This is a genomic window from Rhodoferax sp. (assembly GCF_034519335.1).
Classification (GTDB): domain Bacteria; phylum Pseudomonadota; class Gammaproteobacteria; order Burkholderiales; family Burkholderiaceae_C; genus Allorhodoferax.
Genome location: NZ_JAXHOL010000002.1, coordinates 231,570 through 250,067 on the forward strand (window position 1 = coordinate 231,570; position 18,498 = coordinate 250,067).

17 protein-coding genes and 1 pseudogene are annotated in these 18,498 nt (G+C 61.7%); 8 read left to right on the top strand and 10 right to left on the bottom strand.

Annotation, left to right across the window (positions count from 1 at the left end):
* Positions 1-47 precede the first annotated feature (47 nt).
* The 3 genes from U5O12_RS02925 (at position 48) to U5O12_RS02935 (ending at position 2,409) form a co-directional block, all read left to right on the top strand.
* Complete coding sequence (locus U5O12_RS02925; RefSeq protein WP_322577189.1) at positions 48-1,055, top strand: TRAP transporter substrate-binding protein; 1,008 nt, start codon at positions 48-50, stop codon at positions 1,053-1,055.
* A 65-nt stretch (positions 1,056-1,120) separates the two neighbouring features.
* On the top strand, positions 1,121-1,576 hold the full coding sequence (aroQ, locus tag U5O12_RS02930) for a type II 3-dehydroquinate dehydratase (protein WP_322577190.1): 456 nt from the start codon (positions 1,121-1,123) through the stop codon (positions 1,574-1,576).
* On the top strand, positions 1,576-2,409 hold the full coding sequence (locus tag U5O12_RS02935) for a shikimate dehydrogenase (protein WP_322577354.1): 834 nt from the start codon (positions 1,576-1,578) through the stop codon (positions 2,407-2,409). Before aroQ ends, U5O12_RS02935 begins: the two co-directional genes overlap by 1 nt.
* Positions 2,410-2,414: 5 nt before the next feature.
* Here the strand turns inward: U5O12_RS02935 and U5O12_RS02940 are convergent, their stop codons facing one another.
* From U5O12_RS02940 to U5O12_RS02950, 3 genes are read right to left on the bottom strand one after another with little or no spacing between them, the layout of a single operon-like run.
* Entirely contained in the window at positions 2,415-3,101 is a 687-nt protein-coding gene (locus tag U5O12_RS02940) for a DUF4336 domain-containing protein (protein WP_322577191.1), read from the bottom strand.
* 3 nt (positions 3,102-3,104) lie between these two features.
* On the bottom strand, positions 3,105-4,568 hold the full coding sequence (locus U5O12_RS02945; protein ID WP_322577192.1) for a TIGR01777 family oxidoreductase: 1,464 nt from the start codon (positions 4,566-4,568) through the stop codon (positions 3,105-3,107).
* Between the two features lie 15 nt (positions 4,569-4,583).
* Positions 4,584-5,261 (bottom strand): DUF4166 domain-containing protein, encoded by a 678-nt coding sequence (locus tag U5O12_RS02950; protein ID WP_322577193.1) that lies wholly within the window; start codon positions 5,259-5,261, stop codon positions 4,584-4,586.
* A gap of 192 nt (positions 5,262-5,453) precedes the next feature.
* On the opposite strand from U5O12_RS02950, the gene U5O12_RS02955 reads away from it, so the two are divergent.
* The 3 genes from U5O12_RS02955 to U5O12_RS02965 are packed head-to-tail and all read left to right on the top strand — an operon-like array spanning position 5,454 to position 8,940.
* Positions 5,454-7,292: an ATP-binding protein gene (locus U5O12_RS02955; protein WP_322577194.1), complete on the top strand. Its 1,839-nt coding sequence runs from the start codon at positions 5,454-5,456 to the stop codon at positions 7,290-7,292.
* A 5-nt stretch (positions 7,293-7,297) separates the two neighbouring features.
* Positions 7,298-8,686, top strand: coding sequence for a sigma-54 dependent transcriptional regulator (locus U5O12_RS02960; RefSeq protein ID WP_322577195.1), 1,389 nt, complete (start codon positions 7,298-7,300; stop codon positions 8,684-8,686).
* Between the two features lie 38 nt (positions 8,687-8,724).
* Positions 8,725-8,940: a hypothetical protein gene (locus U5O12_RS02965; protein ID WP_322577196.1), complete on the top strand. Its 216-nt coding sequence runs from the start codon at positions 8,725-8,727 to the stop codon at positions 8,938-8,940.
* A gap of 69 nt (positions 8,941-9,009) precedes the next feature.
* Here the strand turns inward: U5O12_RS02965 and U5O12_RS02970 are convergent, their stop codons facing one another.
* Genes U5O12_RS02970 through metK form a run of 4 tightly spaced genes read right to left on the bottom strand, consistent with a single transcriptional unit; the run spans position 9,010 to position 13,797 of the window.
* Entirely contained in the window at positions 9,010-10,836 is a 1,827-nt protein-coding gene (locus U5O12_RS02970; RefSeq protein ID WP_322577197.1) for a hypothetical protein, read from the bottom strand.
* Positions 10,833-11,324, bottom strand: coding sequence for a GtrA family protein (locus tag U5O12_RS02975; RefSeq protein ID WP_322577198.1), 492 nt, complete (start codon positions 11,322-11,324; stop codon positions 10,833-10,835). The genes U5O12_RS02970 and U5O12_RS02975 overlap by 4 nt, the downstream gene beginning before the upstream one ends.
* Positions 11,321-12,562 (bottom strand): glycosyltransferase family 9 protein, encoded by a 1,242-nt coding sequence (locus U5O12_RS02980; RefSeq protein WP_322577199.1) that lies wholly within the window; start codon positions 12,560-12,562, stop codon positions 11,321-11,323. The genes U5O12_RS02975 and U5O12_RS02980 overlap by 4 nt, the downstream gene beginning before the upstream one ends.
* Before the next feature lie 53 nt (positions 12,563-12,615).
* Complete coding sequence (metK, locus tag U5O12_RS02985) at positions 12,616-13,797, bottom strand: methionine adenosyltransferase (RefSeq protein WP_322577200.1); 1,182 nt, start codon at positions 13,795-13,797, stop codon at positions 12,616-12,618.
* A gap of 184 nt (positions 13,798-13,981) precedes the next feature.
* Here metK and U5O12_RS02990 point away from each other — a divergent pair, with 184 nt between their 5' ends.
* A complete protein-coding gene (locus tag U5O12_RS02990; protein WP_322577201.1) occupies positions 13,982-14,812 on the top strand; it encodes a lysophospholipid acyltransferase family protein in 831 nt (276 codons plus the stop codon).
* A gap of 20 nt (positions 14,813-14,832) precedes the next feature.
* Positions 14,833-15,700: pseudogene (locus U5O12_RS02995) on the top strand (lipid A biosynthesis acyltransferase).
* Positions 15,701-15,704: 4 nt separating this feature from the next.
* Here the strand turns inward: U5O12_RS02995 and yihA are convergent.
* Genes yihA through U5O12_RS21115 form a run of 3 tightly spaced genes read right to left on the bottom strand, consistent with a single transcriptional unit; the run spans position 15,705 to position 17,060 of the window.
* Positions 15,705-16,436 (bottom strand): ribosome biogenesis GTP-binding protein YihA/YsxC, encoded by a 732-nt coding sequence (yihA, locus tag U5O12_RS03000; RefSeq protein ID WP_416221427.1) that lies wholly within the window; start codon positions 16,434-16,436, stop codon positions 15,705-15,707.
* A 34-nt stretch (positions 16,437-16,470) separates the two neighbouring features.
* Entirely contained in the window at positions 16,471-16,779 is a 309-nt protein-coding gene (locus U5O12_RS03005; protein WP_322577202.1) for a hypothetical protein, read from the bottom strand.
* A 14-nt stretch (positions 16,780-16,793) separates the two neighbouring features.
* The gene (locus U5O12_RS21115; protein WP_416221435.1) at positions 16,794-17,060 is read right to left on the bottom strand and encodes a recombinase family protein; all 267 of its coding nucleotides are present in this window, start codon (positions 17,058-17,060) and stop codon (positions 16,794-16,796) included.
* Between the last annotated feature and the right edge of the window lie 1,438 nt (positions 17,061-18,498).

Below are 18,498 nucleotides of genomic sequence, written 5' to 3' on the forward strand. Positions count from 1 at the left end.
TAATGCGTACAGCCGCTCTCGGTTCCCACAAATTCAGGAGACAAGTCATGAAGCGTTTAGTCCTCAAAGCCATTGCCGCAGCCGCTGTCCTCGCCACCTTTGGCGTGGCCCAGGCGCAAGAGATCCGTGAACACACCATCAAGTTCGCCACCCAAAACCCCAAAGGCCACCCCATGGTGCTGGGCATGGAGCGTTTTGCCGAGAATGTGGCCAAGAAGTCCGGCGGCAAAATCAAGGTCAACCTGTTCCCCGGCGGCGTGCTGGGCGGTGACCAGGCCAATGTGTCCGCCGTGCAGGGCGGCACGCTGGAGATGGTGGTGCTCAACACCGGTATCCTGGCCAGCGTGGCCAAAGAGCTGGCGATTTTTGACTTCCCCTTCCTGATCAGCTCGCCCCAAGAGGCTGATGCGCTGGTGGACGGCCCGGTGGGTAAAAAGCTGCACGCCAAGCTGGAAGAGCGCGGCATTGTGGGTCTGTCCTACTGGGAGCTGGGCTTTCGCAACATCACCAACAGCAAGCGCCCCATCCTCAAGGTGGAAGACATCGAAGGCCTGAAGCTGCGCGTGATCCCCAACCCCATCAACGTGGACTGGGTGAAGGCCCTGGGCGCCAACCCCACACCGCTGCCTTTCCCCGAGCTGTACGCCGCGCTGGAGCAAAAGGCGATTGACGGCCAGGAGAACCCCCTGACCGTGATCAACGCCAACAAGCTGTACGAGGTGCAGAAGTACGTCACGCTGACCAACCACCAGTACAACCCCCAGTCGGTGATCATCAGCAAGAAATTCTGGGATACGCTGAACGCCGCCGAGAAGAAGCTGATTGACGAAGCGTCGGACGATGCGACCAAGTACCAGCGCGAGCAGTCCCGCGCCCAAGCCGCTGCGGCGGTGGATGGCCTCAAAAAGGGCGGCATGACGGTGAGCGAGTTCTCGCCTGCCGAGCTGGCCAAGCTGCGCGAGAAGATGAAGCCTGTGGTGGCCAAGTACAGCGCCAACGTGGGTGAAGCCACCGTTGCCGAAGTGCAGGCCGAACTGGCCAAGAACCGCAAGTAAGCGCCGCCCCCTGCGCAGCCTGGGGGCTGCGCAGGGCCGCCGAATTTTTAAGTTTTCGAGGTTGTATGAAAGTCCTGATGCTGCACGGCATTAACCACAATATGTTCGGCAAGCGTGACCCCGCGCAGTACGGCACCATCACGCTGGACGAAATCAACGCCAGCTTGACCACGCTGGGCCGCGAGCTGGGCGTTGACGTGGATGCCTTTCAGACTAACAGCGAGAGCGCCATGTGCGAGCGCATCCACCAAGCGTTTACCGATGGGGTGGACGCCGTGCTCATCAACGCCGGTGCCTGGACGCACTACAGCTATGGCATCCGCGATGCCATCTCTATCCTGACCTGCCCGGTGGTGGAACTGCACATGTCCAACATCCATGCGCGCGAGGAATTCCGCCACAAGTCGGTGTTTGCCGACATCGTCAAAGGCCAGATAGCCGGCTTTGGCGTGGACAGTTATTTGCTGGCGCTGCGCGCCGGAGTGAATGCGGCCAAGGCTGCGAAGGCCGCACAGGCATGATCATCAACGGCAACACCGAAGTCATTGCCCACATTGGCTTCCCCACCCACGCCTTCAAGGCACCCATGATTTACAACCCCTGGTTTGAAAAAGCCGGGGCCAATGTGGTGGTGGTGCCCATGGGCTGCCAGAGCCCGGACTACGCCACCTTTTTGCGCAGCGTGTTCACGCTCACCAACATCCGTGGCGCACTCATCACCATGCCGCACAAGGTGCCCACCACCGGGCTGGTGGACGAGTTGTCGCCCACTGCGGCCATTGCCGGCGCGTGCAATGCGGTGCGTCGGGGCCCCAAGGGCCAGTTGCAGGGCGACATGTTTGACGGCGCTGGCTTTGTGCGTGGCGTGTTGCGCAAGGGCCTGAAGTTGCAAGGCGCCCGCGCCCTGGTGGTGGGCAGCGGCGGTGTGGGCTGTGCCATTGCGGCCTCGCTGGCGGCCGAAGGCCTGTCGGCACTGGCGGTGTTTGATGTGAACGCCGCTGCGGCCGATGGCCTGGCCGCCCGCCTGCGCCAGCACTACCCGCAGCTCGACGTCTTGACCGGCTCCACCGACCCGGTGGGCTTTGACTTGGTGGTGAACGCCACGCCGCTGGGCATGAACGAGGGCGACGCGATGCCGCTGGATGTGACGCGCCTGGCCGCCACCACGTTTGTGGGTGAGGTGGTCATGAAGACCGAGACCACGGCTTTTCTGGCTGCGGCCATCGCACGTGGCTGCAAGGTGCAGGTGGGGTCGGACATGCTGTTTGAGCAGATTCCCGCCTACCTGGAGTACTTTGGCTTGCCCAGCACCACACCCGAGGAGCTGCGGGCGGTGGCCCGGTTGCAGTACTGAACTGGCTAGTCCCTGACCAGTGCCGTTAGAGCCCGCGTCACGGCGGCGTGGGCATCCGTTTCCAGAATGGAGTTGTGGGCAAAAATCACCCGCGTGAAGTCCCATTGAAGGATGTGCTGGACACTGGCTTGGGCTGCGCGCCGGTCTTTCAGCATGAACTGCACAGTTCGGGGGACCGCAAACTGCTCCTTAACCCCGGTCGCCCAGGCAAAGAGTTTGGCTCGTAGCGGCATGGATCCTCGCCAACATTGGCAGAGGTCGGTCAAGACCAAGGTCTTGGACGGCAGGTGCAGCCACACCGACTCATTCAAATCTGGTATGCCTTGAAAGACATGCATTTCCAGTTCCGGGCGCCAGGGCGCTGGGGTGTGTTCATTCAGCTCCAGCCAGTCGGAGTTCTGCGCCGGCTTGGATGATGTGCCTGGAGCCATCAAAACCTGTGCTTGGGGAAACCGGGCCGCGCAATCTGCGAAGAAGAGCCGATGCCCCTTGTTGGGCGCAACGACGAATTGAACATGGCCGAGTTGTAGAAGTTCTTGCTCCAACTCTCCGTGGATGGGAATGGGGGAATGCAGCCACAGCCCCCCGTTTTTCAGACGAACGACTGTCATCCGAGTTGCAACGGGAATGCCACCCGTAGAGAAATGGTGTTCGGTGTGCCAAACATTGCTGGTGATTTTTTTTAAATGCATGGCTCAGTTCCGGGAAGTTGATAGGGCGGCAAAGGCGCTTGCCAGCCCGGGGTATGCAAATCGATAGCCCGCTGCCAGTGCAGCCCGAGGCCTGGCGTTTTGGCCGTCCAGGAGCAGTGTGGCCATTTCGCCCAAGACTGCACGCATGGGTGCACAAGGCATGCGAATTCTGACACGGCGACCAAAGGAGTCAGCCAGTACTGCTGCGAACTGGGCTTGTGGCACGGTGTCAGGGGCCACCGCGTTGACAGCTCCACGCAGTTGGTCGTTTGCCATCGCAAAGTGCAGCATTCCAACAGCATCTTTCAGGTGTATCCATGGCGCTGGTTGGTGTCCGCTACCAAGTACAGCGCCCAGACCCATGCGGGCACTCAGTGCGAGCATGGGATAGGCTCCGTCGCCTTGCCCCAGCACCACGCCAAACCGCATGCGCACCACGCGTATGCCCAGTGCTTCTGCGCGGCGCGCTTCATGCTCCATGGCCACGCACAAATCAGATTGAAATTCGCCGGGACGCGGGCCTGCTGTCTCATCCAAAGGTTCAAATGACGCGTTGGGGGATGCTCCGTAGAAACCCACTGCAGATGCACTGATTAATGCCCGCGGCGGTTGTTGCATGCGCCGCATCAGATCCACCAGTGCCGCGGTAATGCCCACACGACTGGCGAGCAAGGTGCGCCTGCGCGAAGCGGTCCAGGGCACACCCAGAACACGCGCCCCCGCCAGGTTGACGACCGTGTCGATGTGCGTCTCACTCGGAATGGCATCCAGACTTTCAATCGCCCACACCTGGGGTCCGAAGGAGGCTTGCGCTTGACGCGCATCACGCGACAACACAATCACCCGCCGCCCTTCGCGCAGCAAGTCTGCCACCAGCGCGCTGCCAACAAACCCGGTTGCACCCGTGACCAGCACTGCCGGTGCCACCCGTTGCCGCAGGTCGATGGGCAAGGTTGTGCTGGAGTTGCGTGCCAAGCGATTCAGGCGCAGCACGGCGCGTACATTGCGCAGACTCCATGCCAAGACGCCGATGCCGTACACACTGCACAACCAGGAGGCCCATCCGTGTGGAGTGAGCACCCATGCGGTCGGCAGCTGTGCCCAAGTCAGCAACATCGGTGCGAAGACGCCCAAGAACAGACCGTAGCTGATGGTCAGCAAGGTATGCAACACGCGCTCAAACGGTGGCAGGCGGCGTGTCCGGTCTTCTTCAAGAAAATCAGTTAGCGTGATGCCCAGTTCGGCGACTAACAGGATCGCCAGGACAGCGGCCAATGCGCCGCGCCATTCGAACCAGGCCAAGCCTAGAAAAACGATGCCATAAATGGCCTCACGCGAAGCGTGCAGCGCGAGCTCAAAGCGTGCCGAGACGCGTTGCGGCAACTTGGCTTCCAGCTCGTGGTGCCAGAGGTTGTCAAAGGCGCCCATGACTGCCTGGATGGAGAGAAGGATGAAGATGGTGTTCATGATGGTGGTGCGCTTTCAAGCGTTGCAAGGATCGACAAAAACGCCGGATTGGTAGAAGGTCTCACCCCATAGCGGGTGGACCATGGACAAGGTGAAGCGAAACAGGCCGTTGCCCAGATCGGCATGCACGACGCGGCAGGTACCCGGGGTCAGCAAAGTCGGAATGCGGATGCGCAGTTGTCCGAACATCCACCAGAAGCGATGGCTGCGAAAGACCAGCATCCCGTCCTCTTCAAACACAGCCAAGGACATGCTCAAGCCGCCATCGGTGCGCTCCAGCAAACTGCCGTCGGTGTCCAGCACCTTGGTGGAACGCACTACGCACTCTTGACCACTTGTCTTGGCGGTTTCGGCGAGGAAGCAGCGCTCCCAAACGACACCGCCCTGACCATTGCCTGTTACCCGCACCTTGATGGGAACACCAAAGCAGTTCAGTGTCGTCAGCGGTCCACCCACGATCCGCGAAAGGACCGCGTAGACCCAACCCATGCGCGAGCGGCGCAGGTCCATATGACCTTCGTAGGTGGTATCCGCATGGGCAACCGCGAAACGCCTTTGCACTGCAAGCGGCAGACGCGACCAGCCGTCTGCGCCAACCATGGTCGGAAGATCGAGATCAGGCTTCGCTTCCGCGTCGGCGCGGTAGATGAGGCGACCCAAGCGGCTGTTTTGAAGGGCGGGTAGGACAAACATGGAGGCGTTATCCGTAGTTGTGGATAGGCCTCTTATTGCTAGAACTGGGCCAGCCAGGTGACCTCTTGCAAGTCTTTGATTTCATTGAAATTTATGTTTCGATCTGCATACTTGGTTTACAGTCGGCTTTACCCAAATCGTCAACTCCAGTAACAGGCCCATCACCATGAATTTCCAGGCCATCGGATTCGCATGCTGATCCACGCAGTTCTTGGCTTTGCATTGCTGGAGACCCTGGTCCTGGCGGCGGTGTTGTTGGCTTGGGCGGATCGCGTCGCCGGCGCGCGGCTGCTTGCGGCCTTCCTGATTGGCATCTCGCTGTGGATGGTGGGCAACGAGTTGCCCAACTGGTTTGGCCCGGAAGTGGAGCATGGGAGCATGCTGCTGCTGGCCACGGCACCGTTCACTTCCACTTTGTTTTTTCACTTCTGCACGGTGTTCTGTGGCCTGGACATAGGGCGCAAAGGCGTGGCCGCGGCCTACGTGTTGGGGGCCGGGGCCAGCAGCGTAGCCATGGTCTTGACACCGGGCCACCTGGTGCCGCACCGCGACATTGGCTGGATTGCGATTGCGGACACCGTGGGATGGATGGCCAGCATGGCATGGGTCATCCTGGGTATCGGCGGGGTCACGGTGCTGCTGCATGCACTGGTGCGGGCCCATCGGGCAGGCGACCGGCAGAAACTCCGCCAGATCGCGGCGGTTACGGCGTCGTGTCTGTGGGGCCTGGTGTGTTTGACGGGTTACGGCATTGCTGTGCTGGACCTGCCGCTGTACCCCTTTCCCTTGCTAGGGCTGCCGCTGTATTCCTTGATTCTGGTGTACGGAATCCTGCGCTACGGCGTGTTCGTTGCCAATGCCTGGGCACGTCGGGCCTTGGTTTGGGCGCTGCTGCTGGCCCTGGGTGGGTTGGTGGTGGCGCTCACCCCTCTGTTGCCATTTGAATCACGTTGGTTGGGGGGACTGGCTGTCGCCGCCAGTGTGTTGGCGCTGAACGGCCCGGTGCGGCGCTTTGCGGAGCGGCTGGTTTACCCGGGCGGAGAGGTCTCCGTGGCTGACTTGAGTGCGTGGCGTACAGTCCTGCAAGTCTGCGAGACCCCGGAGGCCCTGGCCGAGCGCAGCGCGGCGCTGCTGAGCAAGCGGATCGGCACGCAGGTGGACGTTTGCATCGGCGCCGCCCCGGAAGGTGATGTGGCCAGCAGCGTTCCAAAGCTGGTATGTGCCCCGAGCCCTGATGGATGGAACACCACTTTGGAGGGGTGGGATGCGGCGCCACCCGGGCCGCGCCATGTGGCGGAATTGTTTGGCACCGTGGTGGCGGACGCCGCGCTGCGGGTCGCGCAGGCCTTGCAATTTGCTGCGCGTGAACGCGAGCGCCAACTGCAGGCACGTCTGGCCGAGTTGGGCTCGCTGGCAGCCACCGTGGCGCACGACATTCGCAACCCGCTGAACATCATTTCCATGGCGGTCGCTATGGCCCCAGGTGACACACGGCGTGAAGTGGCCGATCAGGTAGCCCGCATTTCCAATTTGACACGCGACCTGTTGGACTACGCCAAGCCCTGGAAATTGACGCCTTCGCGCCTGGACCTCGCGCCCCTTGTGCGTGCAGCAGCCGTGCGGGTGCCAGGCGCGAGCCTGGGAGCCGGGCTGGACCAGGCATTGCCGCTGGATATTGATCCGCAGCGCATCGACCAAGCGTTAACAAACCTGTTTGAGAATGCGCGAACGGCGGTGGCTTCAGCGGGAGAAGCTGCCACCTCTGCGGCCACGCATAGCCATGTGCACATTGACGCAGAGGTGAGCGGCGATGCTGTGCTGCTGCATATTTGCGATGACGGTCCGGGTGTTCCGGAGGAGATTCGTGATCGCCTCTTCGAGCCTTTTGCTTCACGCAGTCCGGGGGGCACTGGCCTGGGGCTGGCCATCGTCGCGCGCATCATGGCCGCTCACGGAGGTTCTGTCGCATTGACCGAGCGTGCGCCTTGGCGCACCTGTTTTACCCTGCGCTTTGCGCGGACCCTACCGTGAGTGCCATGACCGCAGAAACCCTCGAAACAAATCCCGAGACGGGGCATGTCCTGCTGGTGGACGATGAGGTCGCTTTCCAGAGACTGGGCGGTGCTTTCCTGCGTGACCTCGGCCATACCGTCACGCTGGTGGGCGATGGTGAGCAAGCCGTAGCGGCATTTGCGCAGCACAAGCCCCAACTGGTGCTGCTGGATCTGGCGATGCCGCCGCATATGGACCCTGAGATCGGGTTGGAACTCATCCCGCGTTTTGCGCGGGTGCCGGTGGTGGTGCTGACAGGCCATGGTGACCATGCGCTGGCCTTGCGTGCCACCGAACTAGGGGCATGGGATTTTCTGACCAAGCCCATAGACCCGGACATGCTGCGCTTTGTGGTGGCCCGCGGCTTGCGCAAGGCCCGCCTGGATGCTGAACTCAGCGCGCTGCGGGCCGAGCAGGCCGTGGATGATTTGGGAATGGTGGGGCAGGCGCCTGCCACTGTGCAATTGCGTGCGCTGGTGCGCCGCGTGGCACAAACCGCGGTGAGCGTGTTGGTTCTGGGGCCAACGGGTACCGGCAAAGAGTTGGTCGCTCGTGCGCTGCATGCGTGCAGCGCACGCCAGGGCAAGCCTTTTGTCGCCATCCACTGCGGTGCCTTGTCGGCCGAGCTGTTGGAGAGCGAATTGTTCGGCCATGTGAAGGGCAGCTTCACAGGTGCCTACCGGGACCAGCCGGGTTTGGTGGAAGCTGCGCATGGCGGCACGCTGTTTCTGGACGAGGTGGGTGAAATGCCGCCGCCCATGCAGGTCAAGCTGTTGCGGTTTTTGCAGGAAGGCTCATTTGTGGCCGTGGGCGGACGGGTACAAAAGCATTCCGACACGCGCGTGGTCGCCGCGACACACCGTGACCTGGAAGCCATGGTGCGCGAAGGCACGTTTCGCGAAGACTTGTTCTACCGCCTGAAGGGAGTGGTGCTGCGTACCCCTGCGGTGGCTGAACGCCCTGCCGATATCCCTCTGCTAGCCACACGCTTTCTGCACCGGGTTGCGCCGCGCGCTGGTCTGTCCGCGGGTGCCCTGGCTTGGCTGATGGCGCGCGAATGGCCAGGAAATGTGCGTGAGCTCAAAGCCGTTGTGGAGTCCGCCGGTGCCTTATTGCTGCCGGACCAGCGCGAGGTGGATGCTGAACTACTGCGCCTTGCCAGTGGAGATATGAATGAGTTGGTGACGCGCACGGAAACGCCTGTACTAGGTGATGGCGCTGGCCCGCTGGACGCAGCCTTGCTGGAGCTGGAGTTGCGCCTGGTGCGAGACACCATGGTCGCAGTCGGTGGCAACCAATCGGAAGCTGCGCGGAGGCTGGGAGTCTCGCGCGTGGGTCTGATCAAGAAACTGACCCGGCTGGGTTTGCGCTGAATTTGTCGTACCGGGATCAGCCCTGCTGAGGCATCTGTGTGCACCAGCGCCAGATGCTGGCCGAGTCCTGGATGGATACGCCGGTGCGCCTGGACGCCGGCATGCGCTACCAGGTGCTCAGCGGGGGCTGGCTGGAGCTGGAGGCCTATGGCACGGCTTCGGTGGCGGTGTGGTCGGCGGTCAGCGTTTGGCCCAGCGTGGCGCTGGCCTTGCGCCGTGGGCTGCGTGGTTTTCGTCGCGTTTTCAGTGTCTGATGAGCATCCAGCCCACGTAGATACTGCGCAAGAAGCTACTAAATCAGTAGCGCCTTGCGGGCGGCTCGGTTAGGGGCGGGCGGGCACCAGCAGCCATTCCCGGCGGAACAGCCAGTCCTGCGGCTGCCACAGGTTGTCCAGCGTCACCTCGCCGCTCTTGTGGCGGCTCTTCACATGCCAACGCTGCGCCACCAGAGTGCAGTGCGGCAGGCAACTGGGGGCCTCGTTCAAGTCCTCTTGCAGCCAGACCACGGCGTCGAACTCCATCAGTAACCGGTCCAGCCGTTCCTTGCCTGGCATGTCGGGGTAGAGCGCCCCGGTGTTGCGGCCTTCGGCGTCGTAGGGGCTAATGCGGGCCCCAGGCAGTACAAAGTGAAAGCGCTCGTACTGGCCGGTAAAACCATTGGGCACCACCACGCGCTGGCCGCGCATCTGCGCCTGCACGGCGGGGCTGTAGCCGGCTGCCGGTTGCGATAGCGGCGCCACCATGAGCCCAAAGCAGCCATAGACCGCCAGGCAGGCCACCAGGGCGGCATTGCGCGCCCAGTTTTTATGAAGAAAACCAGCAATAGCCCCCGCCAATCCTGCGCCAGAAGCTATCAAAGTCATAGCAACTTCGAAGGGGTTGGCGATTTCCATGCCACCCATGACCCAGCCAATGCGCGCCAGCATCACCAGCGCTGGGGCACATACCAGTAAGGTGAGCCAGAACCAGACGCGGGGCAAGCGGTCCCACACCAGCGCCATGGCAATCGCCAGCGCCGGCATGGCGGGAATCACATAACGCGCCGAGCGCTGGCTGGGAATGGTGAACACCACCAGCCACACCAGCAACCAGGCCAGCAGCACCCACAGCGCCGGCGTGAGTTGCGCATAACTTTGGCGGCGCACGCCGCGCCACAGCACCAGCGCGCAAAAGCCCAGGGCCATGAAGGCGAGCAGGCCCGCGTTTTCGGGGTAGGCCAGCAGCTGCGTCCACAGCGGGTAGGGGCCGGAGAGCGCGGCTTGCCAGTAGCCCATGGTGTTGGACATCTTGCCCGCGTTCTCCGCCACCACAAATTCTTGCCAGACGGCAGCCGGATCCGGGTCCAGCACAAACCACAGCGCAAAAATGCCCACGCCCAGCAGCGTGCTCCATGCCACGCCCGCGGTGGTGCGCCATGTGGTGCGCCAGGCCAAGGGTTCACTTAGCAGCACGGCGCACCACAGGGCTGCGGCAGCCGGGGCCACCAGGGCAAACGATTTGTACGCCGCGCCCAGCCCCATGGCAATGCCAAACAGGGTGTAGGCCAGCCAGCCCAGGGCGCGTGCTGGGTGACGTGCCTTGTCACGGACGCGCAGCCACAACACCCACCACATGGGCAGCGCCAGCCAAAAGGTCTCAGGCGCCGAGGTGAGGTAGACACGCCCGTAGCGGAAGGTCGAGAAGAACAGCAGGTACAAGGCCGCGGCCACGCAGGCCGCGCGCAATTTGCCGGGCGCCGGTGCCATGCGGTGGGCGAAGAAGGCCAGCAAGGCGGTGGTGGCAAAGGTGTAGGCGATGCTGGGCAGGCGCAGCGCAAACAGGTCCCAGCTTTGGCCCCAGCCACCGGCCACCATGGCCTGCCAGATCAGCAACGGCGGCTTGGTGTTGCGCGTGCCCAGCAGCTCGGACTGCAGGGGCAGCCAGTGGCCGCTCTCGGCCGTCATGCGCGCGATGTGGATGTAAACCATCTCGTCGCCATTGGTGGGCGCATAGGGGCTGCCCAAGCCCAACAGGTACAGCAGCGCAGTAAACGCCACCAGTAGCAGCCATGGCCAATGCGCAGATAGGTTTTTGCGCCGGGCCGCCCCAAGCAAAAACGCGCCCCCCTGGGGGGCAGCGACCCGCGCAGCGGTGGAGCGTGGGGGCTTCATTCTTTGGGGCGCTTGAAGGTCCAGCGGTCGTTGGCCAAGAAGTTGCTCACGCTGGCGGCGATGATGGCGATGATGTTGGCCACGCGGTAGTCCATGCTGCCCGACAGCAGCAGCGTGAGCACGTACTGCAGGCCGCTGCCAAAGGCTGATGCGGTGACGTACTGGCCAAACTCCATGCCCAGCAGGCGCAGGCTCACGGGTTGGACTTCGCCTGCTTCCAGGGTCTTCACCCGGTCAGCCCAGGTCCACAGGCGGTTCCAGGTGAAGTTGTTGAGGGTGGCCAGGGCGATGGCCAGGGCCAGGGACAAGTAGGGTTTTTTGTAACCCGCCTCAATGGCATTGAAGATGTATTCGTGGCCCAGGTGGAGCACGGTCAGGTTCACCACCACGCCGCTGGCGCCCACGATGCCGAATTTGATGAAGCGGTAACGCTCCAGCAGTCCCAGCGCCCACAGCACGGCGCGCTGCAGTCCGTTCACGCCACTCATACGCTCGCGGCCTCGGTGCGGGTGCGCAGGTAGGCCAGGGCTTGGTCCAGCACCGGGTCGGGGGCGATGCGTTTGAGGCACTGGTTGTCGCCGTCGCAAAAGGTCAGGCGGTGGTTGTAGGCGGTGAGGCAGGGCGAGCAGGCGATGCCCGACTCCAAAATGATGGTGCGCTTGCCCAGCGGCCCATAGAGTTTGCCGGTTTCGGGCCCGAAGAACACCATGGTCTGGATGGGCGTGACCGTGGCAAAGTGGCTGGGTCCGCCGTCATTGGTGATCAACAGGGCACTGGCATGCATCAGCATGAGCAACTCGCGGATGCTCTTGGTGTAGCCGGTCAGGTTGAGGCAGGCTTCGTGGCCGACTTGGGCCTGCAGGTCGCGCGCGAGGATGGCATCGTCCTTCAGGCCGATCAGCCCCACCGCATAACCGGCTGCACACAGGCCCTGGACCACACGCGCATAGTGGCTGGCAGGCCAGGCGCGCTCGGGCAGGATGCCGCCGCCCGCATAGACCAGCACCAAGGGGCGGTCCCGCGTCACGGGGTGGTCGGTTTCCACCTTGCTGCGGTAGGTCTCCAACTCGGTGGGCGTGAAGGCCACCGACAACTCGGGCTCGGCCGGAATGTCGCGGATGGCACCTGCGCGGTTGCGTGGCATGCCTTGGGGCGACTGCAGTGCATCCACCAGCGAGAGGAATTGCTTGCTGATGTGCTGGTAAGGGTTGTAGGGAATCGCGTGGTTGATGAAGCTGCCGCGGTACAGGCCTTCCTGCGTGTGGGGCGTAAAGCCCGCGCGCACTGGTGCACCCGTGCTGAAAGAGAGCAGGGCGCTCACGCGCGAAAACAGTTCGCAGTCAATCACTGCGTCCAGACCGAGGCGGCGCATGGCCAGGCTCACCTTGAGAATGTCTGCAATCAGTGCACCACCGGAGCTGTCGTCCAGCGTGTGCATGTGCTCGGGCTCGGTGAGCGAGAGCAGCTTGGAGACTTCCTGGTTTTTCTTGAGCTGCAGGATATGAATGGCCGCACCGGGATATTGGCGGCGCAGCGCTGCGAACATGGGGCCTGCCAGCACGATGCTGCCCATTTCGGACAGCAGGATGACCAGAATATTCTTGGCTTGTGTGTCCAGGGTGGCGGGCGCAGACCATAACCCGGTAAAGCGTACCCAAGCCGAGACCGCAGCACACAGCAGTTGGCCAACCCAGCGGTCTATGAATCGTTGTGTTTGGAGTTTCATCGGGTTGGCATTGTGCCAGCGGTGCAGTCGTGCGCCGCTGGCAGAGGACGGCTTTACAGGCCGGCGGCTGCGCGCAGTGCGGCAGTCTTGTCGGTGCGCTCCCAAGTGAACTCGGGCTCTTCGCGACCGAAGTGGCCGTAGGCGGCAGTCTTTTCGTAGATGGGGCGCAGCAGGTCCAGCATCTGGATGATGCCTTTGGGACGCAGGTCAAACACCTCGGCCACGATGGCGGAGAGCTTGTCGTCAGGGATGACGCCCGTGCCCTCAGTGTAGACCGTGATGTTCATGGGTTTCGCCACACCGATGGCGTAGGCCACCTGCACCTGGCACTGCTTGGCCAGACCAGCGGCGACCACGTTTTTGGCCACATAGCGTGCAGCGTAGGCTGCCGAGCGGTCCACCTTGGAGGGGTCCTTGCCCGAGAACGCGCCACCACCGTGGGGGCAGGCGCCGCCGTAGGTGTCCACAATGATTTTGCGACCCGTCAAACCGCAATCGCCCTGGGGGCCACCCACCACAAAGCGGCCGGTGGGGTTGATCAGGTACTTGGTGTTCTGCAGCCACTCTTTGGGCAGCACGGGCTTGATGATTTCTTCGATGATGGCTTCGGTGAACGAGGCCTTCATCTTGTGCTGGGTTTCGCTCTGGTCCGGGCTGTGCTGGGTGGAGAGCACCACGGTGTCGATGCTGTGGGGCTTGCCATCCACATAACGCATGGTGACCTGGCTCTTGGCATCCGGGCGCAGGAAGGGCAGACGGCCATCCTTGCGCAGCTGGGCTTGGCGTTCCATCAGGCGGTGGGCGTAGTAGATGGGGGCGGGCATCAGCTCGGGCGTTTCGTCGCAGGCGTAGCCAAACATCAGGCCCTGGTCGCCAGCGCCGGTGTTCAGGTGGTCGTCCGATGCGTGGTCCACGCCCTGGGCGATGTCGTTGGACTGCTTGTCATAGGCGACCAGCACGGCGCAGCCCTTGTAGTCGATGCCGTAGTCGGTGTTGTCGTAGCCAATGCGTTTGATGGTGTCGCGCGCCACCTGGATGTAGTCCACATGGGCGTTGGTGGTGATTTCACCGGCCAGCACGACCAGACCGGTGTTGGTCAGGGTTTCGGCGGCCACGCGGGACTTGGGGTCCTGCTTGAAAATCGCATCGAGAATTGCGTCAGAAATCTGGTCGGCAACTTTGTCGGGGTGGCCTTCAGAAACAGACTCGGAGGTGAAGAGAAAATCGTTCGCCATAACTGGGTCTCCAAAATAAACATCAAGTCGCGTTGCTTGGGCTTTGGAGCTTACAGCGAACGCTTTAGCAGATTCGTCAAAATTTTGACAAGGCACAATGGCGGGCCTTGGGAGGCAAACCAGTGTGTGCGTCGCCCTGCAAGTAGTTCCATAACTCAGCGACGCTGCCGATTTTAGCCCACCCATGTTCCTGGTTTTCAAATTGCTGTCCTACCTGCCTTTGTGGCTATTGCACGGTGTGGGCTATGGGCTTGGGTGGGTAGCTTTTCTACTGTCTTCCACGTACCGGCAGCGCTTTGCCGCCAATGCACGCCAAGCGGGTTTGGGTGCGGCGCAGCGGCGTGCCGCGGTGGGCCAATCCGGAATGTTGGTGGCAGAGTTGCCGCGCTTGTGGTTGGGGGCGCCAGTGCCCGTGGTATGGCAGGGTCGACAGCATGTGGAAGCCGCCTTGCAGGGGGGACGTGGTGTGGTGTTCTTGACCCCCCACCTCGGCTGTTTTGAGATTACGGCCCAGGCTTACGCCCAGGCCTTTGGTCAGCAGGGGCGGCCCATGACGGTCTTGTTTCGGCCGCCCAGGCAAGCGTGGCTCGCGCCCCTGGTGACGCAAAGCCGTGCCCGGCCCGGCATGGAAACCGCTCCCACCACGCTGGCCGGGGTCAAGCAAATGCTCAAGGCGCTCAAGGCAGGTGATTGCGTGGGTTTGTTGCCGGACCAGGTGCCGCCGCAATCGCAGGGGGTGTGGGCGCCGTTTTTTGGCCGAGATGCTTACACCATGACCTTGTCTGCCCGCTTGGCGGCCCAAAGCGGCGCAACTGTTTTGGTGGCCTGGGGTGAACGCCTGCCTTGGGGGCAGGGATATGTCGTGCATGTGCGACCTTTGGATGCGCCCGTGTCCCCCGATTTGACCGTGGCTGCAGGTCAGATCAACGCAGCGATGGAGGCGCTCATCCTCCAGTGCCCGACGCAGTACCTGTGGGGTTATGCCCGTTACAAGGCGCCGCGTGCGACGCCCTGAGGCACCCAAAGGTAGGCACCATGATGAGTCGCTGGATGCTGAAACTGTTGGTGCTGCTGGGGGCGCTGCCTTTGCCGCTGTTGCGTGGTGTGGGATGGGTGCTGGGCGCGATGTTGTACGTCCTGGTTCCCTCCCGGCGGCATGTGGTGCAGACCAATTTGACCCTGTGTTTTCCTGCGTGGAGCTCGGCTGAGCGTAGGCGGCAATGTGTTTTGACCTTTGTGCATTTCGCCCAATCCTGGCTGGACCGGGGATGGCTCTGGCATGCACCGCCATCGCTGGTGCAAACGCGCTTGCAACTAGGCGGCGCGCTGGATGCACTGGCTGGCGATACCCCGACCGTCTTGTTTGCCCCCCACTTCATGGGCCTGGATGCTGCTTGGACGGCGCTGACCCAGCAGGTGCCACGGCGGTTTTCGACGATTTACTCCCCCCAGCTCAACCCTGTCGGTCGATGCCTGGGTCCTGGCGGGCAGACAACGCTTTGGACAGCCGGAGATGGTGGCGCGCTTGGATGGCGCTAAGCCGATTGTGGCGGCCGTACGTCGTGGGGAGCCGCTCTACCTTTTGCCGGACATGAACTTTGATCCGTCCGAGTCACTGTTCGTGCCCTTTTATGGCGTTTCTGCGGCGACTGTGCCCTCCTTGTCACGCTTTGCCAAGCTGGGGCGGGCCCAGGTTGTGCCCGTGGTGACCCGCATGACGCCACAGGGCTACGCCATTGACGTCTTGCCAGCCTGGAACAACTTTCCGACAGCAGATCTTGAAGCTGATACCGAGCGCATGAATCGGGAGCTCCAGTCTTACATTGACACCATGCCCGCCCAGTATTACTGGGTGCACAAACGCTTCAAAGACCGCCCCAACGGTGAGGCTCCGCCCTACTAATTAATTAGGTCGCTGGCGCGGCGTCGGCAGGCGCGGCGCCTGTGGTGCCGTTCGGGTGGGCCCATTTCCACAAGAGCTGGGCGACCTCTTCAATGCCCTGGCGTTTGGGGGCCGAGAACAGCATGACTTCGCCGCCACCGGCCTGCAACTTGGTAATGGACAAAATCTTGGCCTGTTCGCTGCGGGTGAGCTTGTCGGCCTTGGTGAGGATGATTAGAAACTTCAGACCCTCCTGCACCCGGGGGCGGATCACATCGAGCAGGATTTCGTCGAGTTCGGTCATGCCATGGCGCGGATCGCACATCAGCACAATGGCATGGAGGTTTTTGCGCGTGACCAGGTAATTGGCCATGACCTGCTGCCAGCGGATCTTGTCCTGCTTTGGCACGGCCGCGTAGCCGTAACCTGGCAAATCGGTCAGCACTGCATCGGTCTGGCCCTGTTTGCCCAAGGCGAACAGGTTGATGTGCTGGGTCCGGCCTGGCTTCTTGGAGGCAAAGGCCAGCTGCTTTTGCTGGGTCAGGATGTTGATGCAGGTGGATTTGCCTGCGTTGGAGCGGCCCACGAAGGCAATTTCGGGCACGTCCAGCTCGGGCAAAAAGTGCAATTGGGGCGCTGTTGTGAGGAAGCGGGCGGTGTGTAACCAGCCCATGGCCACCGCCCCCGCCGACTTTTCGGTGCCGGGTGCGGGGGGATTGGTGGCGCTTGTGGCGCGTGGGTTTGGTGTGTTGGTCATTGAATGTAAAGGTAAACCCAGAGCTGCATTGTACTTAGGCACCGCTTTTGGGGAGACTCCGAGGCCTGCCGGGGCGACTGAAAAGCGAGGGAGGAAAACGCGCTGTAATCACGCGCTTGGCAACAGACTCCCCAACACCAAACACAGCACCAACCGATTTAATCGTGTGGCCACCTTGCACAAATAGCGCAATTAATTCCTCTTCTTTTTCTGGTGTTAAGTGGGGCCTTGTGCCCCATTTTTTTCCTCTTGCTTTTGCAGCAGCCTGACCAGCGACAACACGCTCACGAATATGACCGTTCAACGAGCACCGCACCGGTATCTGCACAGTAAATTCGCCCAAGGGGGTGGTTGTATCTATCGGCTCAGTAAGCGACCATGAGGCCCCGCAGCTGCGCTGGAGAGGATCGAAAGCAGGTCAGAGAGGCCACGGGCGACCCGGTCCAACTTCCACCACAAGCCACCAGCGCAAAGCGAGGCAATCGCGCGCCGTAGTTCGAGACGAGGACCGACACCGGACGAGGACTCAAAAAACACATCCTGAACACCCGAGCCTGAGCGCGTCGAGCTGCAAAGCCGTACTTGTGCGGACGTGGAAACACGGGCGTAACCTATCCTTCTCATTTCTCCCTTTGCTACGTTTTCGAAGCATAGGCGGAGAAGTAGACTTTTTCTGAGATAAAAAGAAAAAGAGACCACTTGCTAACACCGAGACCAAAAGAGAAGAGAGGCCGTAGCCCCGACAAAGGAGCTTGAATGATGGCCACGGCCCAGACGGGCCGGGGTTCACCCCAAAAAGCTACGGTTGGGTCTTTTGACATCGGAAAGTGGTTATGTCTTGGAGAGATACGCGGTGGAGCGGAGCGGGTTTGTTACGCTTGCCAGCCGAGATACAACATTGCCCCAAGTTCCCTAGTCACTGAGCGCAAATGGAGCGCACAAGGTTGTAAGACTTGTATTCGCCGTTCGGGTAAGGTTGCGCGTCGCTCGCACCCGATGTGCACATGCCATGCCCCCGGTCCGTTCTTAAAACAGCCACACCGCGGAAGTAGGCAAGCACGACGAAGGCGACGGACAAACTGGGTTAGCTTTTGTAGCCCAAATCCTTGCGTCTACGGAACGGAGGTCATGAGGGTATTGGCACCCAGACCTTAAAAGACGCCTGCGCGGGTTTAGACGCTGGAGCGCGCTAAGGTTAGACGGTCACGCTCTTCTAAGCTTCCTGAGAGCGGTCCTGCAAGCGCGCTCAATGCGCTTTATCTCACGCAATAGGGCCAGCTTTGCGCCCGGAGTCGTTTTAAACTCGCGTTCGTAATACTCGTACACGGACTGGCCGACTATCTCGGTATGACCATTGCCCAAATCGTGGGCCTTCACCTGACGTCATCGGTGCGGTAACGCTCGTAAATTCGTCACCGATGAGCATGTACTTGCCGATTTTTTCGGATGGGGAATAATTGGAGCCATCGGTTCACCTACTTTGGACTGATCACGAACCCGGAGGCATTGCAGTGCCTGCCGGGTTCTTTGGGGCCAGAACCCGAGACGCAGCGGACACAAAAGGACCGCCATAGACAACCCACCGAGAAAAACCAGAGGAGCAGCCGAAGAAGTAACGGTTTCATTTGTGGTGAGGTCATAAAGATAAATCTAGGGCGGCGCGGCCGCCGTATGGGCGCCACGCACCAATCGGGGGCACTCGCCGCCCAATAACGAGAAACGACGCGAGGCGCTGATAGGCGGAAGCGAGAGCAAGGGCCACAAGGGCTAAGGAGGATGAGGGCGAGAGATAGGGGCGGGGACAGGCCGAGGCTTTGAGGGGCTACAACAGCCGAAACATGCGCGGATGGCCGCCATGTAGTGGGGTCGCGTGCTGATAACGACCGTGACGGCAGGGAGATAGACGAGTGCGTGCATGGGGATGCTGATTGAAACTCTTGGCGGTGTCATCACTCTCTATGCCCCCACGACGTGGGATTGGTAACAAGTTGCGGACTGGTGCAACGAACGGAGGTGAAACTTGGATGTAGCAGCTTTACGAAGAGGAGAGAAAGAAGCCACG